We start from the raw sequence: 18547 nt of genomic DNA, 5'->3' as shown, positions 1-18547 counted from the left end.
ACCGAGCCCTGCTCAAGCAGCCGAGTCGCCGGACCGAGGACGGACACCCCCCACCCCGGCACCGACCCACCCACCGAACCCCACGCGCTACACAACCCCCCACCGGACCGGAACAGGCCGCCGCAGGCATCCAGGGGCGCGGGGAACTGCGCACAACGCCCGCCCCCACCGAACCCGCACCCGCACCCCGAACCCGCAGGCATACGACCCACACCCCCCAGAACCTGTCCGAAAGCACTCACCACCAGCTACCTTCACTCCGTGGCGATGTTTCGACTTCAAGGCAGCAAAGTGCTCGCCGTCGACATGACCGGGGACGCCGTGAAGGCGAAGAACGGCTCCATGGTCGCGTACGACGGGCAGATGGCGTTCAAGAAGATGAGCGGCGGTGGTGAGGGCATCCGGGGCATGGTCACCCGGCGCATCACCGGCGAGCAGATGACCGTGATGGAGGTGTCGGGGCACGGCACGTGCTGGTTCGCGGACCGGGCCTCCGAGATCAACCTCGTCAGTCTCCAGGGGGACAAGCTGTACGTGGAGTCGAGCAACCTGCTCGCGACCGACGCCGGACTCAGGACCGGCACCAGCTTCACCGGCATGCGCGGCGCCTCCCAGGGCAACGGGCTGTTCACGACAACCGTCGAGGGGCACGGCCAGGCCGCGATCATGTCGGACGGCCCCGCGGTCGTGCTGCGGGTCAGCCGCCAGTACCCCCTGACCGTCGATCCCGGCGCGTACATCGCGCACCAGGGGAACCTGAACCAGTCCTTCCAGTCCGGTGTGACGTTCCGCACGTTCATGGGTGAGGGCGGCGGTGAGGCCTTCCAGATCCGCTTCGAGGGCGACGGCCTGGTGTACGTCCAGCCCAGCGAGCGGAACACGATCGCGGGAGATGTGTGACATGCCCTTCCGTGAGATCAACTCCAAGATGGTCGAGGCGACCGTCCTGCCGGGCCAGCGGCTGTTCAGCCAGCGTGGCGCGATGCTGGCGTACAAGGGCGAGGTGTCCTTCACCCCGAACATCCAGGGCGGCCAGGGCGGCGTCATGTCGATGATCGGCCGCCGCGTGGCCAACGAGGACACGCCCCTGATGACCGTCGAGGGCAGCGGCACCGTCCTGTTCGGGCACGGCGGCCACCACGTCACGGTCATCAACCTCACCGGCGACACCCTGTACGTCGAGGCGGACCGTCTGCTCGCCTTCGAGGGCACCCTCCAGCAGGGCACCATGTTCATGGGCTCGCAGGGCGGCGTCATGGGCATGGTGCGCGGCCAGATCAGCGGCCAGGGCCTGTTCACGACCACGCTCAAGGGCCATGGCTCGGTGGCCGTGATGGCCCACGGCGGGGTCTTCGAGGTCCCCATCAGCCCGCAGCGCCCGGTCCACGTCGACCCGCAGGCCTACGTCGCCCACTACGGCGACGTGCGCAACAAGCTGTCGACGGCGCTCGGCTGGCGCGACATGGTGGGCCGCGGCTCCGGCGAGGCCTTCCAGCTGGAGCTCAGCGGGAACGGCGTGGTGTTCGTCCAGGCCTCGGAGGAGAAGCTGTGAGCCACTACGCGGGCGCGGGCCCCACCGTGTACGACCCGATGACGCTGCCGTCGGACGACAACGTCAACAACTACACCTTCTGCGTGGAGCTCAAGGGGAGCCAGTGGTTCCTGCAGAAGGGGAAGATGATCGCCTACTACGGGCAGATGGATTTCAACGGCATCGGACACGGCCGCCTCGACGGTCTCATCCGTACGTCCTTCCATTCGCCTCTGCACGCGAGCGACTGGGTCGTGGCGCAGGGTTCGGGCAAGATGCTCCTCGCCGACCGGGCCTTCGACGTGAATTCGTACGACCTCGAAGAGGGCAACCTGACCATTCGCTCGGGCAACCTGCTCGCTTTTCAGCCAAGTCTCGCGTTGAAGCAGTCGATCGTGCCCGGCTTCCTGACCCTCATCGGAACCGGAAAGTTCGTGGCGGCCTCGAACGGTCCGGTGGTGTTCATGGAGCCCCCCATCCGGGTGGACCCGCAAGCGCTTGTGGGCTGGGCGGACTGCCCCTCGCCGTGCCACCACTACGACCACGGGTACATGACGGGTCTGATGGGCGGTCTACGTGCGATGACGGGCCTCGTCGGGGCCTCCGGGGAGGAGCACCAGTTCGAGTTCGTGGGGGCCGGCACCGTACTGCTCCAGTCGACCGAGGTCCTGATGGCCGAGCAGGCCACGGGGGTGGTTCCGTCCGAGCCCGGGGTACCCGGCGGTTACGGGGCACCCGCAGGCCAGCCGCAGCAGCCGGGGGTACCGCGCCTTCCCGGACAGCTGGGGGACCTCCAGCGTCGCTTCGGGCTGTGAGCGGTAGTCTGCGGAGTGTGACGTCGAACGTGTGCGCGCCGTCGTCACGGACACCCTCACTAGTTCGCCTTTCAACCTTTTAGGTAGACTTCATTCATGGAGACCGAGACGGCCACGCGCTGGCTGACCGATGCGGAGCAGTGCGCCTGGCGCACCCACCTGGAGGTCAACAGGCTGTTGACGTATCAGCTCGAAAGGGACCTTCAGCCGTTCGGCCTGACGATGAACGACTACGAGATCCTGGTCAATCTCTCCGAGTCGGAGGGCGTACGGATGCGGATGAGCGACCTCGCGGCCGCCACCCTCCAGTCCAAGAGCCGGCTCTCGCACCAGATCACCCGCATGGAGAACGCCGACCTGGTCCGGCGTGAGAACTGCGAGTCCGACCGCCGCGGCCTGTACGCGGTCCTGACCGAGCACGGCATGGAGACGATGGAGAAGGTCGCGCCGCATCATGTGGCGTCGGTGCGCAGGCACTTCATCGACCTCGTGCCGCCCGAGTCCCTGACGGAGCTGGACAAGGCCCTCAAGCCCATCGCGGAGCATCTGCGGGGGCATCGGGGGCGTCCCTGACACCGGGGCCCGATCAGGCGATCGGCAGGCGGAGTTCGAACAGGGCTCCGCCTGCCGGCGTGTCCCGCACCGTCAGCGTGCCGCCGTGCCGGGCGGCGACATCCCGGGCGATGGCGAGACCGAGCCCGGCCCCGCCGTCGTCCCGCGCCCGCGCCTCGTCCAGCCGTACGAACCGCTCGAAGATCCGCTCCCGGTCCCCGGCCGGCACCCCGTCGCCGTCGTCGGCGACCTCGACCACGGCAGTCCGGCCACCGTCCCGTCGTACCGTCACCACCACCGCCGACCGCGCGTGCCGCCGCGCGTTGTCCAGCAGGTTGTCGAGCACGCGCTCCAGCTGCCCCCGGGACCCCGTGACCTCCACGGCGTCCGCCCGCACCGTCACCCCGGGCCGCCCGGCGGCCCGCTCCCGCACCAGCGCCGCCAGCTCGATCCGCGCGCCGGCGCCCCGCTCCCCCGCGTCCAGGCGGGCCAGCAACAGCAGGTCCGCGGCGAGGTGTTGCAGTCGTACGGTGTCCTCGACCGCCCCGTCCAGGTCCAGCAGCCCGGGATGCGCGGCGGCCACTTCGAGCTGGGTGCGCAGCGAGGCGATCGGGCTGCGCAGCTCGTGGGAGGCGTCGGCGACGAACCTGCGCTGGCGCTCCACCGAGGTCTCCAGCGCGGCGAGCGTCTCGTTGGTGGTGCGGGCGAGGCGGGCCACCTCGTCGTGGGTGTCCGGGACCGGGACGCGGCGGGCGAGGTCCTCGGAGGCGGTGATCGCGGCCATTTCCTGGCGGATGGCCTCGACCGGGCGAAGGGCCCGACGGGTGACCGCCCAGGTCACCCGGGCGACCACCGCGAGCAGTACGGGCAGGCCGACGAGCATGACCGTGGCGGCCGTGTGCACGGCGTCCTGCTGGGCCTGCAGCGAGGCACCGGCGTAGACCCGGACCGTCCTGTCGCCGCGGTCGGTGACCTGGACCTGGGCGAAGCGGTACGCGACGCTCTCCCCGTCGGCGGTGGCCCAGCCCTGGCCGTGCCAGGTGATCTCGCTGACCTCTCCGACCTCGCCGGAGTCGGGGGCGTCCTTGTCGTCGTCCGGCGTCGCGTCCGGGCTCGAGACGGGAGTGACGTCGGGGGCGCCGGTGCCGCTGATCGCCTCCAGGTCCTCGCTCACCGCGAGCACCCGCCCGCCCGGGTCGACCACCTGGACCGGGTGGTCCTCGTCCAGGTCCAGCTCCCGGTACGGCACGCCCCGCGCGATCTGCGCCGCCACGTTGCGGGCGGCGCTGTCGGCGGCCGTGTCCGCCTGGCCCGCGAGGTTGCTGCGCAACGACAGCAGGACGACGGCGCCCGCGGCGACCAGGGCCACGGCCACCACCGCGGTCGCGGCCAGCGTGGCCCGCGCCCGGACCGAACCGAACAGCCGCCTCATCTCCCGGCCTCCAGCCGGTACCCGGCACCGCGGACCGTGCGGATGAGGCCGGCGTCCAGCTTCCGGCGCAGGGTGCTGACGTACACCTCGACGATGTTCGGGTCGCCGTCGTACGCGAAGTCCCAGACGTGCTCCAGGATCTGTGCCTTGGAGACCACCTCGCCGGCCCGCACCGCGAGCTGCTCCAGGACCGAGAACTCCTTGGCGGTGAGAGTGACCTCGGTGTCGTCGAGGAGGACCCGGCGCGCGGCGGTGTCGATCCTCAACGGCCCGGTCTCGAGCACCGGCGAGGCCCCGGCCCCGTTCCCGCGCCGCCGCAGCAGGGCCTTGATCCGGGCCACGAGGACGACGTAGGAGAAGGGCTTGGTCAGATAGTCGTCGGCGCCGGTGTCCAGGCCCTCGGCCTCGTCGTACTCGCCGTCCTTCGCGGTGAGCATCAGGATCGGCACCTCGTGGCCCGCGGCGCGCAGGGCGGCGCAGACCCGGTAGCCGTTGAGGCCGGGCAGCATGATGTCGAGGATCACCAGGTCGTACGACCCCTCGGTGGCCCGGTGCAACCCCTCCCGGCCGTCATGGACGACGTCGACGGCGTAGCCCTCGGCGGTGAGGCCCTTGGCGAGGGACAGGGCGAGTCGTTTCTCGTCCTCGACGATCAGCAGGCGCATGGGTACAGCCTCGCAAAGCGAACCTGAAGACACCTTCAGGCGGCTTCAGGTCCCGTTCAGCTCCCGTCCGGCAGCTTGGTCGTCGTCGAAAGCGAACGAAGCAGCACGGCTCTGGAGGAATCCTCATGAAGCGCAACATCGTCATCGCCACCCTCACCGCCGCCGCGCTGGCCACCGGCGGCACCGTCGCGGCCTTCGCGGCGGGCGACGACGAGCCGACGACGACGCAGCGCCAGACGGACACGAGCGCCCACGAGGCTGCGGACCACGACGACGACTCCGCGGACGACCAGGACGACGACGCCTCCGAGGACCGTACGGCGCTCCCCGACGGCAGCCTCACCGCCGCCGAGGCGATCGCGGCCGCCCTGAAGCACACCCCGGGCACCGCGCTCTCCGTCGACCTGGACGACGACGGCGCGGACGCGTGGAAGGTGAGCGTCGTCAAGGGCGACGGCACCGAATACGACGTACGGATCGCCCCCGACTCCGGCAAGGTCCTCGGCGCCCAGCGCGACACTGGCGACGACAACGACGCCGACGACCGCGCCGAGCTCGCCGCGGTGAAGGGCGCGAAGACGGACGCCCGCGAGGCCGCGCTGGCCGCCGCGCACCAGGGCACGGTGACCGAGGTCGGCCTCGACGACGACAACGGCGCCGTGTTCTGGACGGCGGACACCGTGAAGGACGGCAAGCACAGCGAGTGGACGGTCGCCCTCGACTCGGGCAAGGTCACCCAGGACCGCGACGACGACTGACCCGGCCGTCGCGGCGACCGCCGCACCCGTCCCCGCGAGACACGAGCGGTGAGCTCAGCCCCGGGTCAGGCCCTCCACCAGTTCGTCCGCCGCACGGTAGGGGTCCAGTTCGCCGGCGACGATCCGCTCCGCGAGGGCGTCCAGGCGTCGGTCGCCCTTGAGGTCGCCGATGCGTTCACGCAGGGCGGTGACGGCGATCGTCTCGACCTCGTGGGCGGCGCGGGTGCGGCGGCGCTCGGCGAGGACGCCGTGCTCCTCCATCCAGGCGCGGTGCTTCTCCAGGGCCTCCACGACCTCGTCGAAGCCCTCGGCGCGGGCGGCGACCGTCTTGACGATCGGCGGGCGCCAGTCGCCGGGCTTGCGGGACTCGCCCAGGCCCAGCATGTGGTTGAGCTCGCGTGCGGTGGCGTCGGCGCCGTCGCGGTCGGCCTTGTTGACGACGTAGACGTCGCCGATCTCCAGGATTCCGGCCTTGGCGGCCTGGATGCCGTCGCCCATCCCGGGGGCCAGCAGCACCACGGAGGTGTCGGCCTGGGAGGCGATCTCCACCTCGGACTGGCCGACGCCGACCGTCTCGACCAGGATCACCTCGCAGCCGGCCGCGTCCAGGACCCGGATGGCCTGCGGGGCGGCCCAGGCGAGGCCGCCGAGGTGGCCGCGGGTGGCCATGGAGCGAATGTAGACGCCGGGGTCGGAGGCGTGGTCCGACATGCGCACCCGGTCGCCGAGCAGGGCTCCGCCGGAGAACGGCGAGGACGGGTCGACGGCCAGGACGCCGACCCGCCTGCCCTGCTTTCGATAGGCGGTCACGAGGGCCGAGGTGGACGTCGACTTGCCCACCCCGGGCGAGCCCGTCAGGCCCACCACGTACGCGTTGCCCGTCAGCGGGGCGAGCGCCGCCATGACCTCCCTGAGCTGCGGGGACGCCCCCTCCACGAGGGAGATCAGCCGGGCCACGGCCCGTGGCCGGCCCTCCCTGGCCTGGGCCACCAGGGTGGAGACGTCCTGCATCACAGCTCCGTTCACGTGGACGACGTACGCGTGCTCAGGCCTTTGGTACCCGCACGACGAGCGCGTCACCCTGACCGCCGCCGCCGCACAGCGCCGCCGCGCCGACCCCGCCGCCGCGCCGCTTGAGCTCCAGGGCCAGGTGCAGGACGAGCCGGGCGCCGGACATGCCGATGGGGTGGCCGAGGGCGATGGCGCCGCCGTTCACGTTCACCCTTTCGGTGGATACGCCGAGGTCCTTCATCGACTGGACCGCGACGGCCGCGAACGCCTCGTTGATCTCGATCAGGTCGAGGTCGGAGACCTCCAGGCCCTCCTTCTTGAGGGCGTGCAGGATCGCGTTGGACGGCTGGGACTGCAGAGAGTTGTCCGGGCCCGCCACATTGCCGTGGGCGCCGATCTCCGCGATCCACTCCAGGCCCAGCTCCTGCGCCTTGGCCTTGCTCATCACGACCACGGCCGCCGCGCCGTCGGAGATCTGCGAGGCGCTGCCCGCGGTGATGGTGCCGTCCCTGGTGAACGCGGGGCGCAGCTTGCCGAGGGACTCGGCGGTGGTGTCGGCGCGGATGCCCTCGTCCTTGCTGAAGACGACCGGCTCGCCCTTGCGCTGCGGGATCTCGACCGGGGTGATCTCGGCCTCGAAGATGCCGTTCTTCTGCGCGGCGGCGGCCCGCTGGTGGGACAGGGCGGAGAACTCGTCCTGCTCGGGGCGCCGGATGCCGAGGCGGGTGTTGTGCGTCTCCGTCGACTGGCCCATGGGGATGTTCTCCCAGGGGTCGGTCAGGCCGTCGTACGCCATGGCGTCGAGCATCTCGATCGCCCCGTACTTGAAGCCCTCGCGGGACTTCGGGAGCAGGTGGGGGGCGTTGGTCATGGACTCCTGGCCGCCCGCGACGATCACGTCGAACTCGCCGGCGCGGATGAGCTGGTCGGCCAGCGCGATCGCGTCGAGACCCGAGAGACACACCTTGTTGATGGTCAGCGCCGGGACGTTCATCGGGATGCCGGCCTTGACGGCGGCCTGGCGTGCCGGGATCTGCCCTGCCCCGGCCTGGAGCACCTGGCCCATGATGACGTACTGCACCTGGTCGCCGCCGATCCCCGCACGGTCGAGGGCGGCCTTGATCGCGAAGCCGCCGAGGTCGGCTCCGGAGAAGGACTTCAGCGAGCCCAGCAACCGCCCCATGGGCGTACGGGCGCCCGCGACGATCACCGAGGTCGTGCTGTTCGATCCAGACATGAGCTGCGATCCCCTTACCGGCTGCACTGCCGAGGAGTGAACGAGGGTTTACTTCGAATGTACTGAGTGGCACTCCGTGCCGTCATCGTCCCGTCGGTGTGATCGCGCGCACGTTGCGTAACCATCGTAGGAGCGCTGCACTGACAACATGCTGACGCGAATCGACCACATCGGGATCGCCTGTTTCGACCTCGACAAGACCGTCGAGTTCTACCGGGCCACGTACGGCTTCGAGGTGTTCCACTCCGAGGTCAACGAGGAGCAGGGCGTGCGCGAGGCCATGCTCAAGATCAACGAGACGTCCGACGGCGGCGCCTCCTACCTGCAGCTTCTGGAGCCGACCCGCCCCGACTCGACCGTCGCCAAGTGGCTGGACAAGAACGGCGAGGGTGTCCACCACATCGCTTTCGGTACGGCGGACGTCGACCAGGACGCGGCGGACATCAAGGACAAGGGCGTACGCGTCCTGTACGAGGAGCCCCGACGCGGCTCCATGGGGTCACGGATCACCTTCCTGCACCCGAAGGATTGCCATGGCGTACTGACAGAACTGGTCACTTCAGCGCCTGTTGAGTCACCTGAGCACTGACCCTCGTACATATGGGCCGGTAGGGTTGGGGGCGGTCGCCGCTCTTGCCAGGGCGACCGGGTCCTGCCCATGGCGGCAGAACCGAGCCGGGGTCCGGGTTTCGGGGGTCGAGCAGTGGGCAGCAGCGCATGCTCCTCCGTTGATCTGACACCATTCCCCGGGGGCCCCGTTCGGCGGATGGACGGGGCTCGTTTGGAGAGACTTGCGACCAGGGGACGGATGGGACCGCGCAGTGCGGGGCTACGAACGCCAGGAGCGAGAGCCGGCGGCTGACGTCGACCACCTCTCTCGGTTCGAGGCCGAGATGGATCGGCTGAAGACCGAGCGGGAAAAGGCGATCCAGCACGCCGAGGACCTCGGCTACCAGGTCGAGGTGCTGCGCGCCAAGTTGCACGAGGCGCGGCGCACCCTCATGTCCCGGCCCGAATTCGGCGGCGGCGACATCGGCTACCAGGCCGAGCAGTTGCTGCGCAACGCGCAGATCCAGGCCGACCAGTTGCGCCAGGACGCCGAGCGCGAGCTGAGCCAGGTCCGCGCCCAGACCCAGCGCATCCTCCAGGAGCACGCCGAGCAGGCCGCACGTCTGCAGGCGGAGCTCCACCAGGAGGCCGTCACCCGCCGCCAGCAGCTCGACCAGGAGCTGGCCGAGCGCCGGCAGACCGTCGAGTCGCACGTCAACGAGAACGTGGCGTGGGCCGAGCAGCTGCGCGCCCGCAGCGAGTCGCAGGCCCGACGGCTCCTGGAGGAGTCCCGCGCGGAGGCCGAGCAGGCCATGGCGGCCGCCCGTGCCGAGGCCGAGCGGGTCACCACGGAGGCCCGCCAGCGCCTGCAGAGCGAGGCCGAGGCGGCCCGCGCGGAGGCCGAACAGCTGCTGCGCCGCGCCCGCGCGGACGCCGAGCGCCTGCTGGACGCCGCCTCCACGCAGGCCCAGGAGGCCACCGACCACGCCGAGCAGCTGCGCACCTCCACCGCGACCGAGTCGGACAGCGCCCGCCGCCAGGCCACCGAGCTGAGCCGGGCCGCCGAGCAGCGGATGGCGGAGGCCGAGGAGGCGCTGCGCAAGGCGCAGGCCGAGGCCGAGAAGGTGCTCACCGAGGCGAAGTCGGCCGCCGAGAAGACGCTCGCGAGCGCGGAGTCGGCCAACGAGCAGCGCACGCGTACGGCCAAGGAGCAGGTCGCCCGGCTGGTCACCGAGGCCAGCCAGGAGGCCGAGGCGACCAAGGAGGCCGCCGAGCAGATCGTCGCGGACGCCCGCGCCGAGGCCGAGAAGATCGTCGCCGAGGCCGCGGAGAAGGCCCGCACGCTCACCGCCGAGGAGAGCGCGACGCAGCTGTCCAAGGCGGCCAAGACCGCCGAGGACGTCCTCACCAAGGCGCAGGAGGACGCGCAGAAGACCACCAGGGCCGCCGCCGAGGAGGCCGAGCGGATCCGCCGCGAGGCGGAGACCGAGGCGGACCGGCTGCGCGCCGAGGCGCACGACATCGCCGAGCAGCTCAAGGGCACGGCGAAGGACGACACCAAGGAGTACCGCGCCAAGACGGTCGAGCTGCAGGAGGAGGCCCGTCGGCTGCGCGGCGACGCCGAGCAGCTGCGCTCCGACGCGGTCGCCGAGGGCGAGAAGATCCGCGCGGAGGCCCGCAAGGAGGCCGTCCAGCAGATCGAGGAGGCGGCCAAGACCGCCGAGGAGCTGCTCTCCAAGGCCAAGGCGGACGCCGACGAGCTGCGCCAGAGCGCCACCACGGACAGCGAGAAGGTCCGCACCGAGGCCATCGAGCGTGCCACCGCGCTGCGCCGGCAGGCCGAGGAGACCCTGGAGCGCACCCGCAACGAGGCCGAGCGGCAGCGCGCCGAGGCCGTCGAACTGTCCGAGGAGATCACAGCCGCCGCCGAGCGGGCCGCGGGCGAGTTGCGCGAGGAGACCGAGCGGGCCATAGAGGCACGCCGTGCCGAGGCCGCCGATGAGCTGGCCCGGCTGCACACCGAGGCCGAGGAGCGTCTCGCCTCCGCCGAGCAGGCCCTGACCGAAGCGCGTGCGCAGGCCGAGCTGATCCGCCGCGAGGCTGCCGAGGACACCGACCGGCTGCGCACCGAGGCCGCCGAGCGGATCCGCACCCTTCAGCAGCAGGCCGAGGCGGAGGCCGACCGGCTGCGCACCGAGGCCGCGTCCGACGCGTCCGCCTCCCGCGCCGAGGGCGAGGCCGTCGCCGTACGGCTGCGTACCGAGGCCGCCACCGAGGCGGAGCGGCTGAAGTCCGAGGCCCAGGAGACCGCGGACCGGGTCCGCGCGGAGGCGCAGACCGCCGCTGAGCGGATCACCACCGAGGCGTCCGAGACGCTGGCCGCCGCCCAGGAGGAGGCCAACCGGCGCCGCCGCGAGGCCGAGGAGTACCTCGGTTCGGCGCGTCAGGAGGCCGACCAGGAGCGTGAGCGGGCCCGCGAGCAGAGCGAGGAGCTTCTCGCCTCCGCCCGCAACCGGGTCGAGGAGGCCCAGGCCGAGGCGGTACGGCTGGTCGAGGAGGCGGACCGGCGGGCCACCGAGATGGTGTCGGCCGCCGAGCAGCACGCCCAGCAGGTGCGGGACTCGGTGGCCGGGCTGCACGAGCAGGCGCAGGAGGAGATCACCGGGCTGCGCTCCGCCGCCGAGCACGTGGCGGACCGCACCCGGCGCGAGGCCCAGGAGGAGGCCGACCGGGTCCGTTCGGACGCCTACGCCGAGCGGGAGCGGGCCAGTGAGGACGCGGCCCGGATCCGGCGCGAGGCCACCGCGGAGACGGACGCCGCCAAGTCCCTTGCCGAGCGCACTGTCTCGGAGGCGATCGCGGAGGCGGAGCGGCTCAGGTCGGAGTCGACCGAGTACGCCCAGCGGGCGCGCACCGAGGCCTCGGACGCCGTCGCCCAGGCCGAGCAGGACGCCTCGCGCACCCGGGCGGACGCCCGCGAGGACGCCAACCGCATCCGCTCGGACGCGGCGCGGCAGGCCGACACCCTCATCACCGAGGCGCGCAGCGAAGCCGAGCGGCTCACCGAGGAGACCCTCACCGACACCGACCGGCTGCGGACGGAGACGGTCGCCGAGGCCGAGCGCGTGCGGGCCGAATCGGTCGCCAAGGCCGAGCAGTTGATCGGGGAGGCCACCGGGGACGCGGAGCGGCTGCGGGCCGAGGCCGCCGACACGGTCGGGCAGGCGCAGCAGCACGCGGAGCGGATCCGCAGCGAGGCCGAGCGGGTCAGGGCGGACGCGGCGGCCGCGGCCGAGGAGCTGGTCAACTCCGCGCGCGCGGAGGCCGATCGCACCCTCGACGAGGCCCGCCAGGAAGCCAACAAGCGGCGTTCCGAGGCGGCCGAACAGGTCGACACGCTCATCACGGAGACCGCCGCCGAGGCGGACAAGCTGCTCAGCGAGGCGCAGCAGCAGGCGCTCAAGACCACCGCGGAGGCGGAGGCGCAGGCCGACACCATGGTCGGCGCGGCCCGCAAGGAGGCCGACCGGCTGGTCTCCGAGGCGACGGTCGAGGGCAACGCGCGCGTGGAGAAGGCCCGTACGGACGCGGACGAGCTGCTCGTCGGTGCCCGCCGGGACGCCACCGCGATAAGGGAGCGCGCCGAGGAGCTGCGTGACCGGATCACCGGCGAGATCGAGGCGCTGCACGAGCGGGCCCGCCGGGAGGCCGCGGAGACCATGAAGTCGACCGGCGACCGCTGCGACGCGCTCATCAAGGCCGCGGAGGAGCAGCTCGGCAAGGCCCAGGCGAAGGCCAAGGAGTTGGTCTCGGAGGCCAATTCGGAAGCCGGCAAGGTGCGCATCGCCGCGGTCAAGAAGGCCGAGGGGCTCCTCAAGGAGGCCGAGCAGAAGAAGGCCACGCTGGTCCGGGAGGCCGAGGAGCTCAAGGCCGAGGCGATCCGCGAGGCGAGGCGCACGGTCGAGGAGGGCAAGCGCGAGCTCGAGGTCCTCGTGCGCCGCCGCGAGGACATCAACACCGAGATCTCCCGTGTCCAGGATGTCCTGGAGGCGTTGGAATCCTTCGAGGCCCCCTCGGCGGGCAAGGACGGCGGCGTCAAGGCGGGCGCCGCGGTCGGCGCCCCTCGTTCGGGTAAGCCGTCGGACAGCTGACCGACTGGTCGGAATCCGCTGCCGTCTGGGGCCTTTGACCAAGTTTTTGGCAAGCCGTCCCAGGGTTAGCCACTCAAAAGGGGTGTCATTCTCCAGATCAAACACGTATCCGCTCGATGACACACCGCTTCGGCCCCTAGGATTCCCCCTATCACCTCACCGGTCTCATTTGACAGGAACCCCATGAGCGACACTTCCCCCTACGGCTTCGAGCTTGTGCGGCGTGGGTACGACCGCGCTCAGGTGGACGAACGGATCTCCAAGCTCGTCTCCGACCGTGACAGCGCTCTCTCCCGCATCACCGCCCTGGAAAAGCGCATCGAGGAGCTCCACCTCGAGACGCAGAACGCCCAGGCCCAGGTGTCCGACGCCGAGCCGTCGTACGCCGGCCTCGGCGCGCGTGTCGAGAAGATCCTCCGCCTCGCCGAGGAGGAGGCCAAGGACCTGCGCGAGGAGGCCCGTCGCGCGGCCGAGCAGCACCGCGAACTCGCCGAGTCGTCGGCCCAGCAGGTCCGCAACGACGCAGAATCGTTCGCTGCGGAGCGCAAGGCCAAGGCGGAGGACGAGGGCGTCCGGATCGTCGAGAAGGCCAAGAGCGACGCCTCGCAGCTGCGTTCCGAGGCCCAGAAGGACGCGCAGTCCAAGCGTGAGGAGGCGGACGCCCTCTTCGAGGAGACCCGCGCCAAGGCCGCGCAGGCCGCCGCCGACTTCGAGACGAACCTCGCCAAGCGCCGCGAGCAGTCCGAGCGCGACCTGGCGTCGCGTCAGCAGAAGGCGGAGAAGCGTCTCGCGGAGATCGAGCACCGCGCGGAGCAGCTGCGCCTGGAGGCCGAGAAGCTGCGCACCGACGCCGAGCGCCGCGCCCGCCAGACGGTGGAGACCGCGCAGCGCCAGGCCGAGGACATCGTGGCCGACGCCAACGCCAAGGCCGACCGGATCCGTTCGGAATCCGAGCGCGAGCTGGCGGCTCTGACGAACCGTCGCGACTCGATCAACGCCCAGCTGACGAACGTCCGCGAGATGCTCGCCACGCTGACGGGCGCCGCGGTGGCCGCCGCGAGCACCCCGGCCGACGACGAGCCGATCTCCCGTGGGGTTCCGGCCCAGCAGTCCCGGTAACACCGCCTGACGGCATCAAGGGCCCGCACCTTCTCCCCCGACAGGTGCGGGCCTTTGGCGTGTCCGGGGGCGACTGGTGCGCGAGGGGCGGGAAGACGTCGTCGACGACAAGGCCGGCCGTCGGGATCCCGCCGCGCTCGGCCGCCCGCCGCTGCCGTTCGGCGCCGGCCCGCAGCACCTCGAGTACGTCCCCGCGCGGCGACCCCTGTCCGGCACCCGGCCGGCGACAACCCTCGTACGGCCCCCACTCCCTGAGACCGACGTCGACGGCTCTCACGTTGTTTACCCATCTCGTCAGCCTCCGTTTGCCCATACGGTTGGCATCTGCCGGACCCCGCACCTAGCGTGGTCCGCATGATCGAGCTAGCGGGCCTGACGAAGCGGTACGGCGAGAAGGTGGCGGTCAACAACCTGACCTTCACCGTCAGACCGGGCATCGTCACGGGCTTCCTCGGTCCCAACGGGGCCGGCAAGTCGACCACCATGCGCATGATGTTGGGGCTCGACCGGCCCACCGCCGGGGACGTCCGCATCGACGGCAAGCACTACGACCAGCTCAAGGACCCGCTCACGTACATCGGCGCCCTGCTGGACGCCAAGGCCACGCACGGCGGGCGCAGCGCCTTCAACCATCTGCTGTGTCTCGCGCAGAGCAACGGCATCCCGAAGCAGCGGGTGCACGAGGTTCTCGACACGGTCGGTCTCACCGCCGTCGCGAGGAAGAAGGCCAAGGGTTTCTCGCTCGGCATGGGCCAGCGGCTCGGCATCGCGGGCGCACTGCTCGGTGATCCGCGGATCCTGATGTTCGACGAGCCGGTCAACGGCCTCGACCCCGAGGGCATCCACTGGATCCGCAACCTGATGAAGTCCCTCGCCGCACAGGGCCGTACGGTCTTCGTCTCCTCCCATCTCATGAGCGAGATGGCGCTGACCGCCGACCATCTCGTCGTCATCGGCCAGGGGCGGCTGCTCGCCGACACCTCCATGGCCGACTTCATCGCGCAGAACTCGCGGTCCTATGTCCGCATCCGCACCCCGCAGCGCGAGCGGCTGCTCGACGTGCTGCACGGGGCCGGGGTGACCGTCGTGGAGACCGGCAACGGCACGCTGGAGGTCGACGGCAGCAAGTCCGAGTACATCGGTGAGCTGGCCGCGCAGCACCAGATCGTGCTGCACGAGCTGAGCCCGCAACAGGCCTCCCTGGAGGAGGCGTTCATGCAGCTGACCGCGGAGTCGGTCGAGTACCACGCCCACAGCGACGCACCCGTCGAGGCACCGCAGCAGCAGCCGTGGGGCAACGGCTGGAAGGGGAACTGACCATGGCGGCGACCCAGGTCATCCGCTCCGAGTGGACCAAGATCCGGTCGGTGGCCTCCACAGTGTGGACGCTCTCCCTCGCCGTGGTCGTCACCATCGGGCTCGGCATCCTGATCTCGGCCCTGTCGAAGAACGAGTTCGACACCATGAGCCGCGAGGACAAGCTGTCCTTCGACCCGACCTTCATCAGCTTCGCCGGGATGAGCCTCGGACAGCTCGCGATGATCGTGTTCGGGGTGCTCGTCGTCTCGAACGAGTACAGCACCGGCATGATCCGCACCTCGCTGGCCGCCGTGCCGCAGCGCGGCACCTTCCTGGTCAGCAAGATCGCGGTGGCCACCGGGCTCTCGCTGGCCGTCGGTCTCGTCACCAGCTTCGTCACGTTCTTCCTCGGGCAGGCGGTGCTCGGCTCGCACCGGGCTCAGATCGGCGACCCGGGCGTGCTGCGTGCCGTGATCGGCGGCGGCGTCTACATGACCCTCATCGCGATGTTCTCGATGGGTGTCGCCGCGATGCTGCGCTCGCCGATGCTGTCGCTGGGCATCCTGATGCCGTTCTTCTTCCTGATCTCCAACATCCTGGGCAATGTCTCGGCGACGAAGAAGATCGGCCGGTTCCTGCCCGACCAGGCCGGCAGCAGGATCATGCAGGTGGTCACGCCGATCGACGACGACACCCCCTACGGCCCCTGGGGCGGGCTCGGGATCATGGCGCTGTGGGTGGCGGTCGCGCTGATCGGCGGTTATGTCCTGTTGAAGAAGCGGGACGCGTGACGCGACGAGCCTTTGCTTTCATTTGAGCGGAACCGTCAGCGTCCCGATAAGCTCCTAACCCTTACGGGGGGCGTGCGCCCCGCTGTCCTGAACCTTGCGATGGGTGCGGAGCATGATCGAGGCAGTCGGCCTGACCAAGCGCTACGGCGACAAGACCGCTGTGTACAACCTTTCCTTCCAGGTGCGTCCCGGTACCGTCACCGGATTCCTGGGCCCCAACGGCTCGGGCAAGTCGACGACCATGCGGATGATCCTCGGCCTGGACAACCCCACCTCGGGGCAGGTGACGATCGGCGGCTACCCCTATCGCAGGCTGCCGAACGCGGCCCGGCAGGTCGGTGCGCTGATCGACGCCAAGGCCGTGCACGGCGGCCGGGCGGCCCGTAACCACCTGCTGTGCCTGGCCCAGCTGTCCGGGATCCCGGCCCGCCGGGTGGACGAGGTGCTGGGTGTGGTCGGCCTCCAGGACGTGGCCAGGAAGCGTTCCAAGGGCTTCTCGCTCGGCATGGGCCAGCGGCTCGGCATCGCGGCCGCGCTGCTCGGCGATCCGCAGGTGCTGCTCTTCGACGAGCCGGTCAACGGGCTCGACCCCGAGGGCATCCTGTGGGTGCGCAACCTGATGAGGGCGCTGGCCGCGGAGGGCCGTACGGTCTTCGTCTCCTCCCACCTGATGAGCGAGATGGCGCTGACCGCCGACCATCTCATCGTCATCGGGCGCGGGCAGCTGCTCGCCGACATGAGCATCCAGGACTTCATCGCCGCGAACTCCGCGGGCTTCGCGCGCGTGCGGACGCCCGACACCGAGCCGCAGCTGCGCGAGAAGCTGTCCGCCGCGATCACCGAGGCGGGCGGGCACGTCCTGCCGGAGCAGGACGGGGCGCTGCGGGTGACGGGGCTGCCGCTCCCCCGCATCAGCGACATCGCGCACGACACGGACGTACGCCTGTGGGAGCTGTCACCGCACCAGGCCTCGCTGGAGGAGGCGTACATGCGGATGACGCAGGGCGCGGTGGACTACCGCTCGACCGTCGACGAGAAGGCGGGCCTGATGCAGCCCCTCCCGCCGGGCGCGCAGCCCCCCGTGCCGGTCCCGGGCCAGGGCCAGCCGGACTGGTACGCCCCGCCGCCGCCCCAGCAGGGCGGGCAGCCCTTCACGGGCCCGCAGGGCCACGCGCAGCCCGGTCCGTACGGTGGCCCCGGCGCGGGTGCGCCCAACCCGTACGCCCAACCCCAGCCCCCGGCCGCCCCGCAGGCCCCCGCACCGTCCGCCACCACCCCGACCGAGTCCGAGGACGCCCGATGAGCACCCCGCAGCCTTCGATGCAGCAGGCCCAGGCCGCCGTGCCGAACCGGCAGGCGGCGGGTGGGCCGTCGTACCCCGGCTACACCTCGCCGATCCCCGTGGTGCCCACGCATCTCGGGCATGCCATCGCGTCGGAGTGGACGAAGATCCGCTCGGTGCGGTCGACGATCTGGACGCTCGGCGTGTTCGTGCTGCTCGTGATCGGGATCGGGCTGGGGGCCGCCGCCCTGGTCGCGGCCAACGCCTCGCAGGAGAGCATGGCGGGCGAGAGCCCGCTGCCCCTGGGCTTCTTCGGTCTGCTGCTCGGCAGCATGTGCGTCATCACGCTCGGCGTGCTGACCACGGCCTCGGAGTACGGCACCGGAATGATCCGTACGACGATGGTCGCCTGCCCCTCGCGCGGCCGGGTCCTCGCGGCGAAGGCGATCGTGTTCTTCGCCGTCGCCTTCGTGGCCACCCTCGTCCCGGTCCTCGTCGTCGCCCTCGCGGACGTGGCCCTGCTGGACGGCGCCCGCACCCCGACCGGCCAGGAGTGGCTGAAGGGCACCCTCGGCATCTCGCTCTACATCGCGCTGCTCGGCCTGCTCTCGCTGATCGTCGGCTCGATCATCCGGCACTCGGCGGGGGCGGTCACCCTGATGATCGGTCTGGTGCTGGCCCCGCTGGTCATCGCGCTGTTCATGGTCTCGCAGTCCCTGAAAGGCCTGCGCCAGGCGCTGTTCGAGTACTCCATTCCGAACCAGCTCAGCGTCTTCTACTCCAACTCCCTCACCGACTCCGGCCCTTCGGGCTGGGATCCGCTGTGGATCATCGCCGGCGTGACGGCCGTCGCGTTCGCCGGCGCCTTCGCCCTGCTGGAGAAGCGGGACGTGTAAACAGCCCTAGAACCTCGGCGCGTTACGGGACCGCTGCACCCGCGTGGTTCGGCGGTCCCGCGCGTTCCAGCACGCCTTGTGCCAGTGTCTGCGCTCGTCGACACCCGAGTGGTCCGGCCAGGCCACCACGTGCGGGACGCCGTCCGGGATCATCTGGTCGCAGCCCGGGCACCGGTACGTCTTGCCCTGTGCGCTCGCCCCCGCCACGTGCCGGACGTTCCAGTCCTCGCCCTGCCAGTGCGTCGAGGACTGGAAGCCGCCGTACCGGCCGGAACGGTCGTCCTCGGCACTCCGGCCGGCCGAGTCCGACGAACCGGAACCCTTGGGTCGGTTGCGACGCGGGGACACAGGACACCTCACGGGGCTATACAGGAAGCAGGGACCGCGTCCAGCCTACGCGGGACGCGGCGGGGTACGCGTAGGGCACCAACCCCCACAAGTCCCCCTCCGGGGCGACCC

General features: G+C 71.0%; 17 protein-coding genes. 12 read left to right on the top strand and 5 right to left on the bottom strand.

The features are described 5' to 3' along the window. Positions 1-267: 267 nt before the first annotated feature. The 4 genes from ACIRP7_RS19520 to ACIRP7_RS19505 all read left to right on the top strand — a co-directional run bounded on the left by ACIRP7_RS19520 (position 268) and on the right by ACIRP7_RS19505 (position 2919). Positions 268-900, top strand: coding sequence for an AIM24 family protein (locus ACIRP7_RS19520; RefSeq protein WP_393600764.1), 633 nt, complete (start codon positions 268-270; stop codon positions 898-900). Position 901: 1 nt separating this feature from the next. Further along, complete coding sequence (locus ACIRP7_RS19515; protein ID WP_352391259.1) at positions 902-1552, top strand: AIM24 family protein; 651 nt, start codon at positions 902-904, stop codon at positions 1550-1552. Next, positions 1549-2346: an AIM24 family protein gene (locus ACIRP7_RS19510; RefSeq protein ID WP_403660647.1), complete on the top strand. Its 798-nt coding sequence runs from the start codon at positions 1549-1551 to the stop codon at positions 2344-2346. Before ACIRP7_RS19515 ends, ACIRP7_RS19510 begins: the two co-directional genes overlap by 4 nt. Before the next feature lie 96 nt (positions 2347-2442). Further along, complete coding sequence (locus ACIRP7_RS19505) at positions 2443-2919, top strand: MarR family winged helix-turn-helix transcriptional regulator (RefSeq protein WP_403660644.1); 477 nt, start codon at positions 2443-2445, stop codon at positions 2917-2919. 13 nt (positions 2920-2932) lie between these two features. On the opposite strand, the gene ACIRP7_RS19500 is transcribed toward ACIRP7_RS19505, so the two are convergent. Further along, entirely contained in the window at positions 2933-4330 is a 1398-nt protein-coding gene (locus ACIRP7_RS19500; RefSeq protein ID WP_403660641.1) for an ATP-binding protein, read from the bottom strand. Then, positions 4327-4995, bottom strand: coding sequence for a response regulator transcription factor (locus ACIRP7_RS19495; RefSeq protein ID WP_403660638.1), 669 nt, complete (start codon positions 4993-4995; stop codon positions 4327-4329). The genes ACIRP7_RS19500 and ACIRP7_RS19495 overlap by 4 nt, the downstream gene beginning before the upstream one ends. A gap of 125 nt (positions 4996-5120) precedes the next feature. Between ACIRP7_RS19495 and ACIRP7_RS19490 the strand changes: the two genes are divergently transcribed. After that, positions 5121-5753: a PepSY domain-containing protein gene (locus ACIRP7_RS19490; RefSeq protein ID WP_403660635.1), complete on the top strand. Its 633-nt coding sequence runs from the start codon at positions 5121-5123 to the stop codon at positions 5751-5753. A gap of 54 nt (positions 5754-5807) precedes the next feature. Here the strand turns inward: ACIRP7_RS19490 and meaB are convergent, their stop codons facing one another. Next, the gene (gene meaB, locus ACIRP7_RS19485) at positions 5808-6764 is read right to left on the bottom strand and encodes a methylmalonyl Co-A mutase-associated GTPase MeaB (RefSeq protein WP_403660632.1); all 957 of its coding nucleotides are present in this window, start codon (positions 6762-6764) and stop codon (positions 5808-5810) included. A gap of 34 nt (positions 6765-6798) precedes the next feature. Next, on the bottom strand, positions 6799-8001 hold the full coding sequence (locus ACIRP7_RS19480) for an acetyl-CoA C-acetyltransferase (protein ID WP_403660629.1): 1203 nt from the start codon (positions 7999-8001) through the stop codon (positions 6799-6801). Between the two features lie 148 nt (positions 8002-8149). Here ACIRP7_RS19480 and mce point away from each other — a divergent pair, with 148 nt between their 5' ends. From mce to ACIRP7_RS19445, 7 genes are all read left to right on the top strand, one after another. Next, entirely contained in the window at positions 8150-8590 is a 441-nt protein-coding gene (mce, locus tag ACIRP7_RS19475; RefSeq protein WP_007384751.1) for a methylmalonyl-CoA epimerase, read from the top strand. Positions 8591-8822: 232 nt separating this feature from the next. Next, positions 8823-12701, top strand: coding sequence for a polarized growth protein Scy (scy, locus tag ACIRP7_RS19470; protein WP_403660625.1), 3879 nt, complete (start codon positions 8823-8825; stop codon positions 12699-12701). A gap of 183 nt (positions 12702-12884) precedes the next feature. Next, entirely contained in the window at positions 12885-13820 is a 936-nt protein-coding gene (locus tag ACIRP7_RS19465; protein ID WP_403660622.1) for a cellulose-binding protein, read from the top strand. Positions 13821-14174: 354 nt separating this feature from the next. After that, the gene (locus ACIRP7_RS19460; protein WP_403660619.1) at positions 14175-15137 is read left to right on the top strand and encodes an ABC transporter ATP-binding protein; all 963 of its coding nucleotides are present in this window, start codon (positions 14175-14177) and stop codon (positions 15135-15137) included. 2 nt (positions 15138-15139) lie between these two features. Further along, positions 15140-15910: an ABC transporter permease gene (locus ACIRP7_RS19455; RefSeq protein WP_403660616.1), complete on the top strand. Its 771-nt coding sequence runs from the start codon at positions 15140-15142 to the stop codon at positions 15908-15910. Positions 15911-16022: 112 nt separating this feature from the next. Next, a complete protein-coding gene (locus ACIRP7_RS19450; protein WP_403660613.1) occupies positions 16023-17213 on the top strand; it encodes an ABC transporter ATP-binding protein in 1191 nt (396 codons plus the stop codon). Next, positions 17210-18088, top strand: a complete 879-nt coding sequence (locus ACIRP7_RS19445; RefSeq protein ID WP_403660610.1) for an ABC transporter permease — start codon at positions 17210-17212, stop codon at positions 18086-18088. The genes ACIRP7_RS19450 and ACIRP7_RS19445 overlap by 4 nt, the downstream gene beginning before the upstream one ends. A 6-nt stretch (positions 18089-18094) precedes the next feature. Here ACIRP7_RS19445 and ACIRP7_RS19440 read toward each other — a convergent pair whose 3' ends face one another. Next, positions 18095-18436, bottom strand: a complete 342-nt coding sequence (locus ACIRP7_RS19440; protein WP_037721485.1) for a hypothetical protein — start codon at positions 18434-18436, stop codon at positions 18095-18097. Between the last annotated feature and the right edge of the window lie 111 nt (positions 18437-18547).

This window comes from Streptomyces sp. NPDC102270 (assembly GCF_044766405.1).
In the GTDB taxonomy this organism is placed as follows: domain Bacteria; phylum Actinomycetota; class Actinomycetes; order Streptomycetales; family Streptomycetaceae; genus Streptomyces.
The sequence above is the reverse complement of the archived record's forward strand: the minus strand, read 5'-3'. Positions and strand labels throughout refer to the sequence as shown.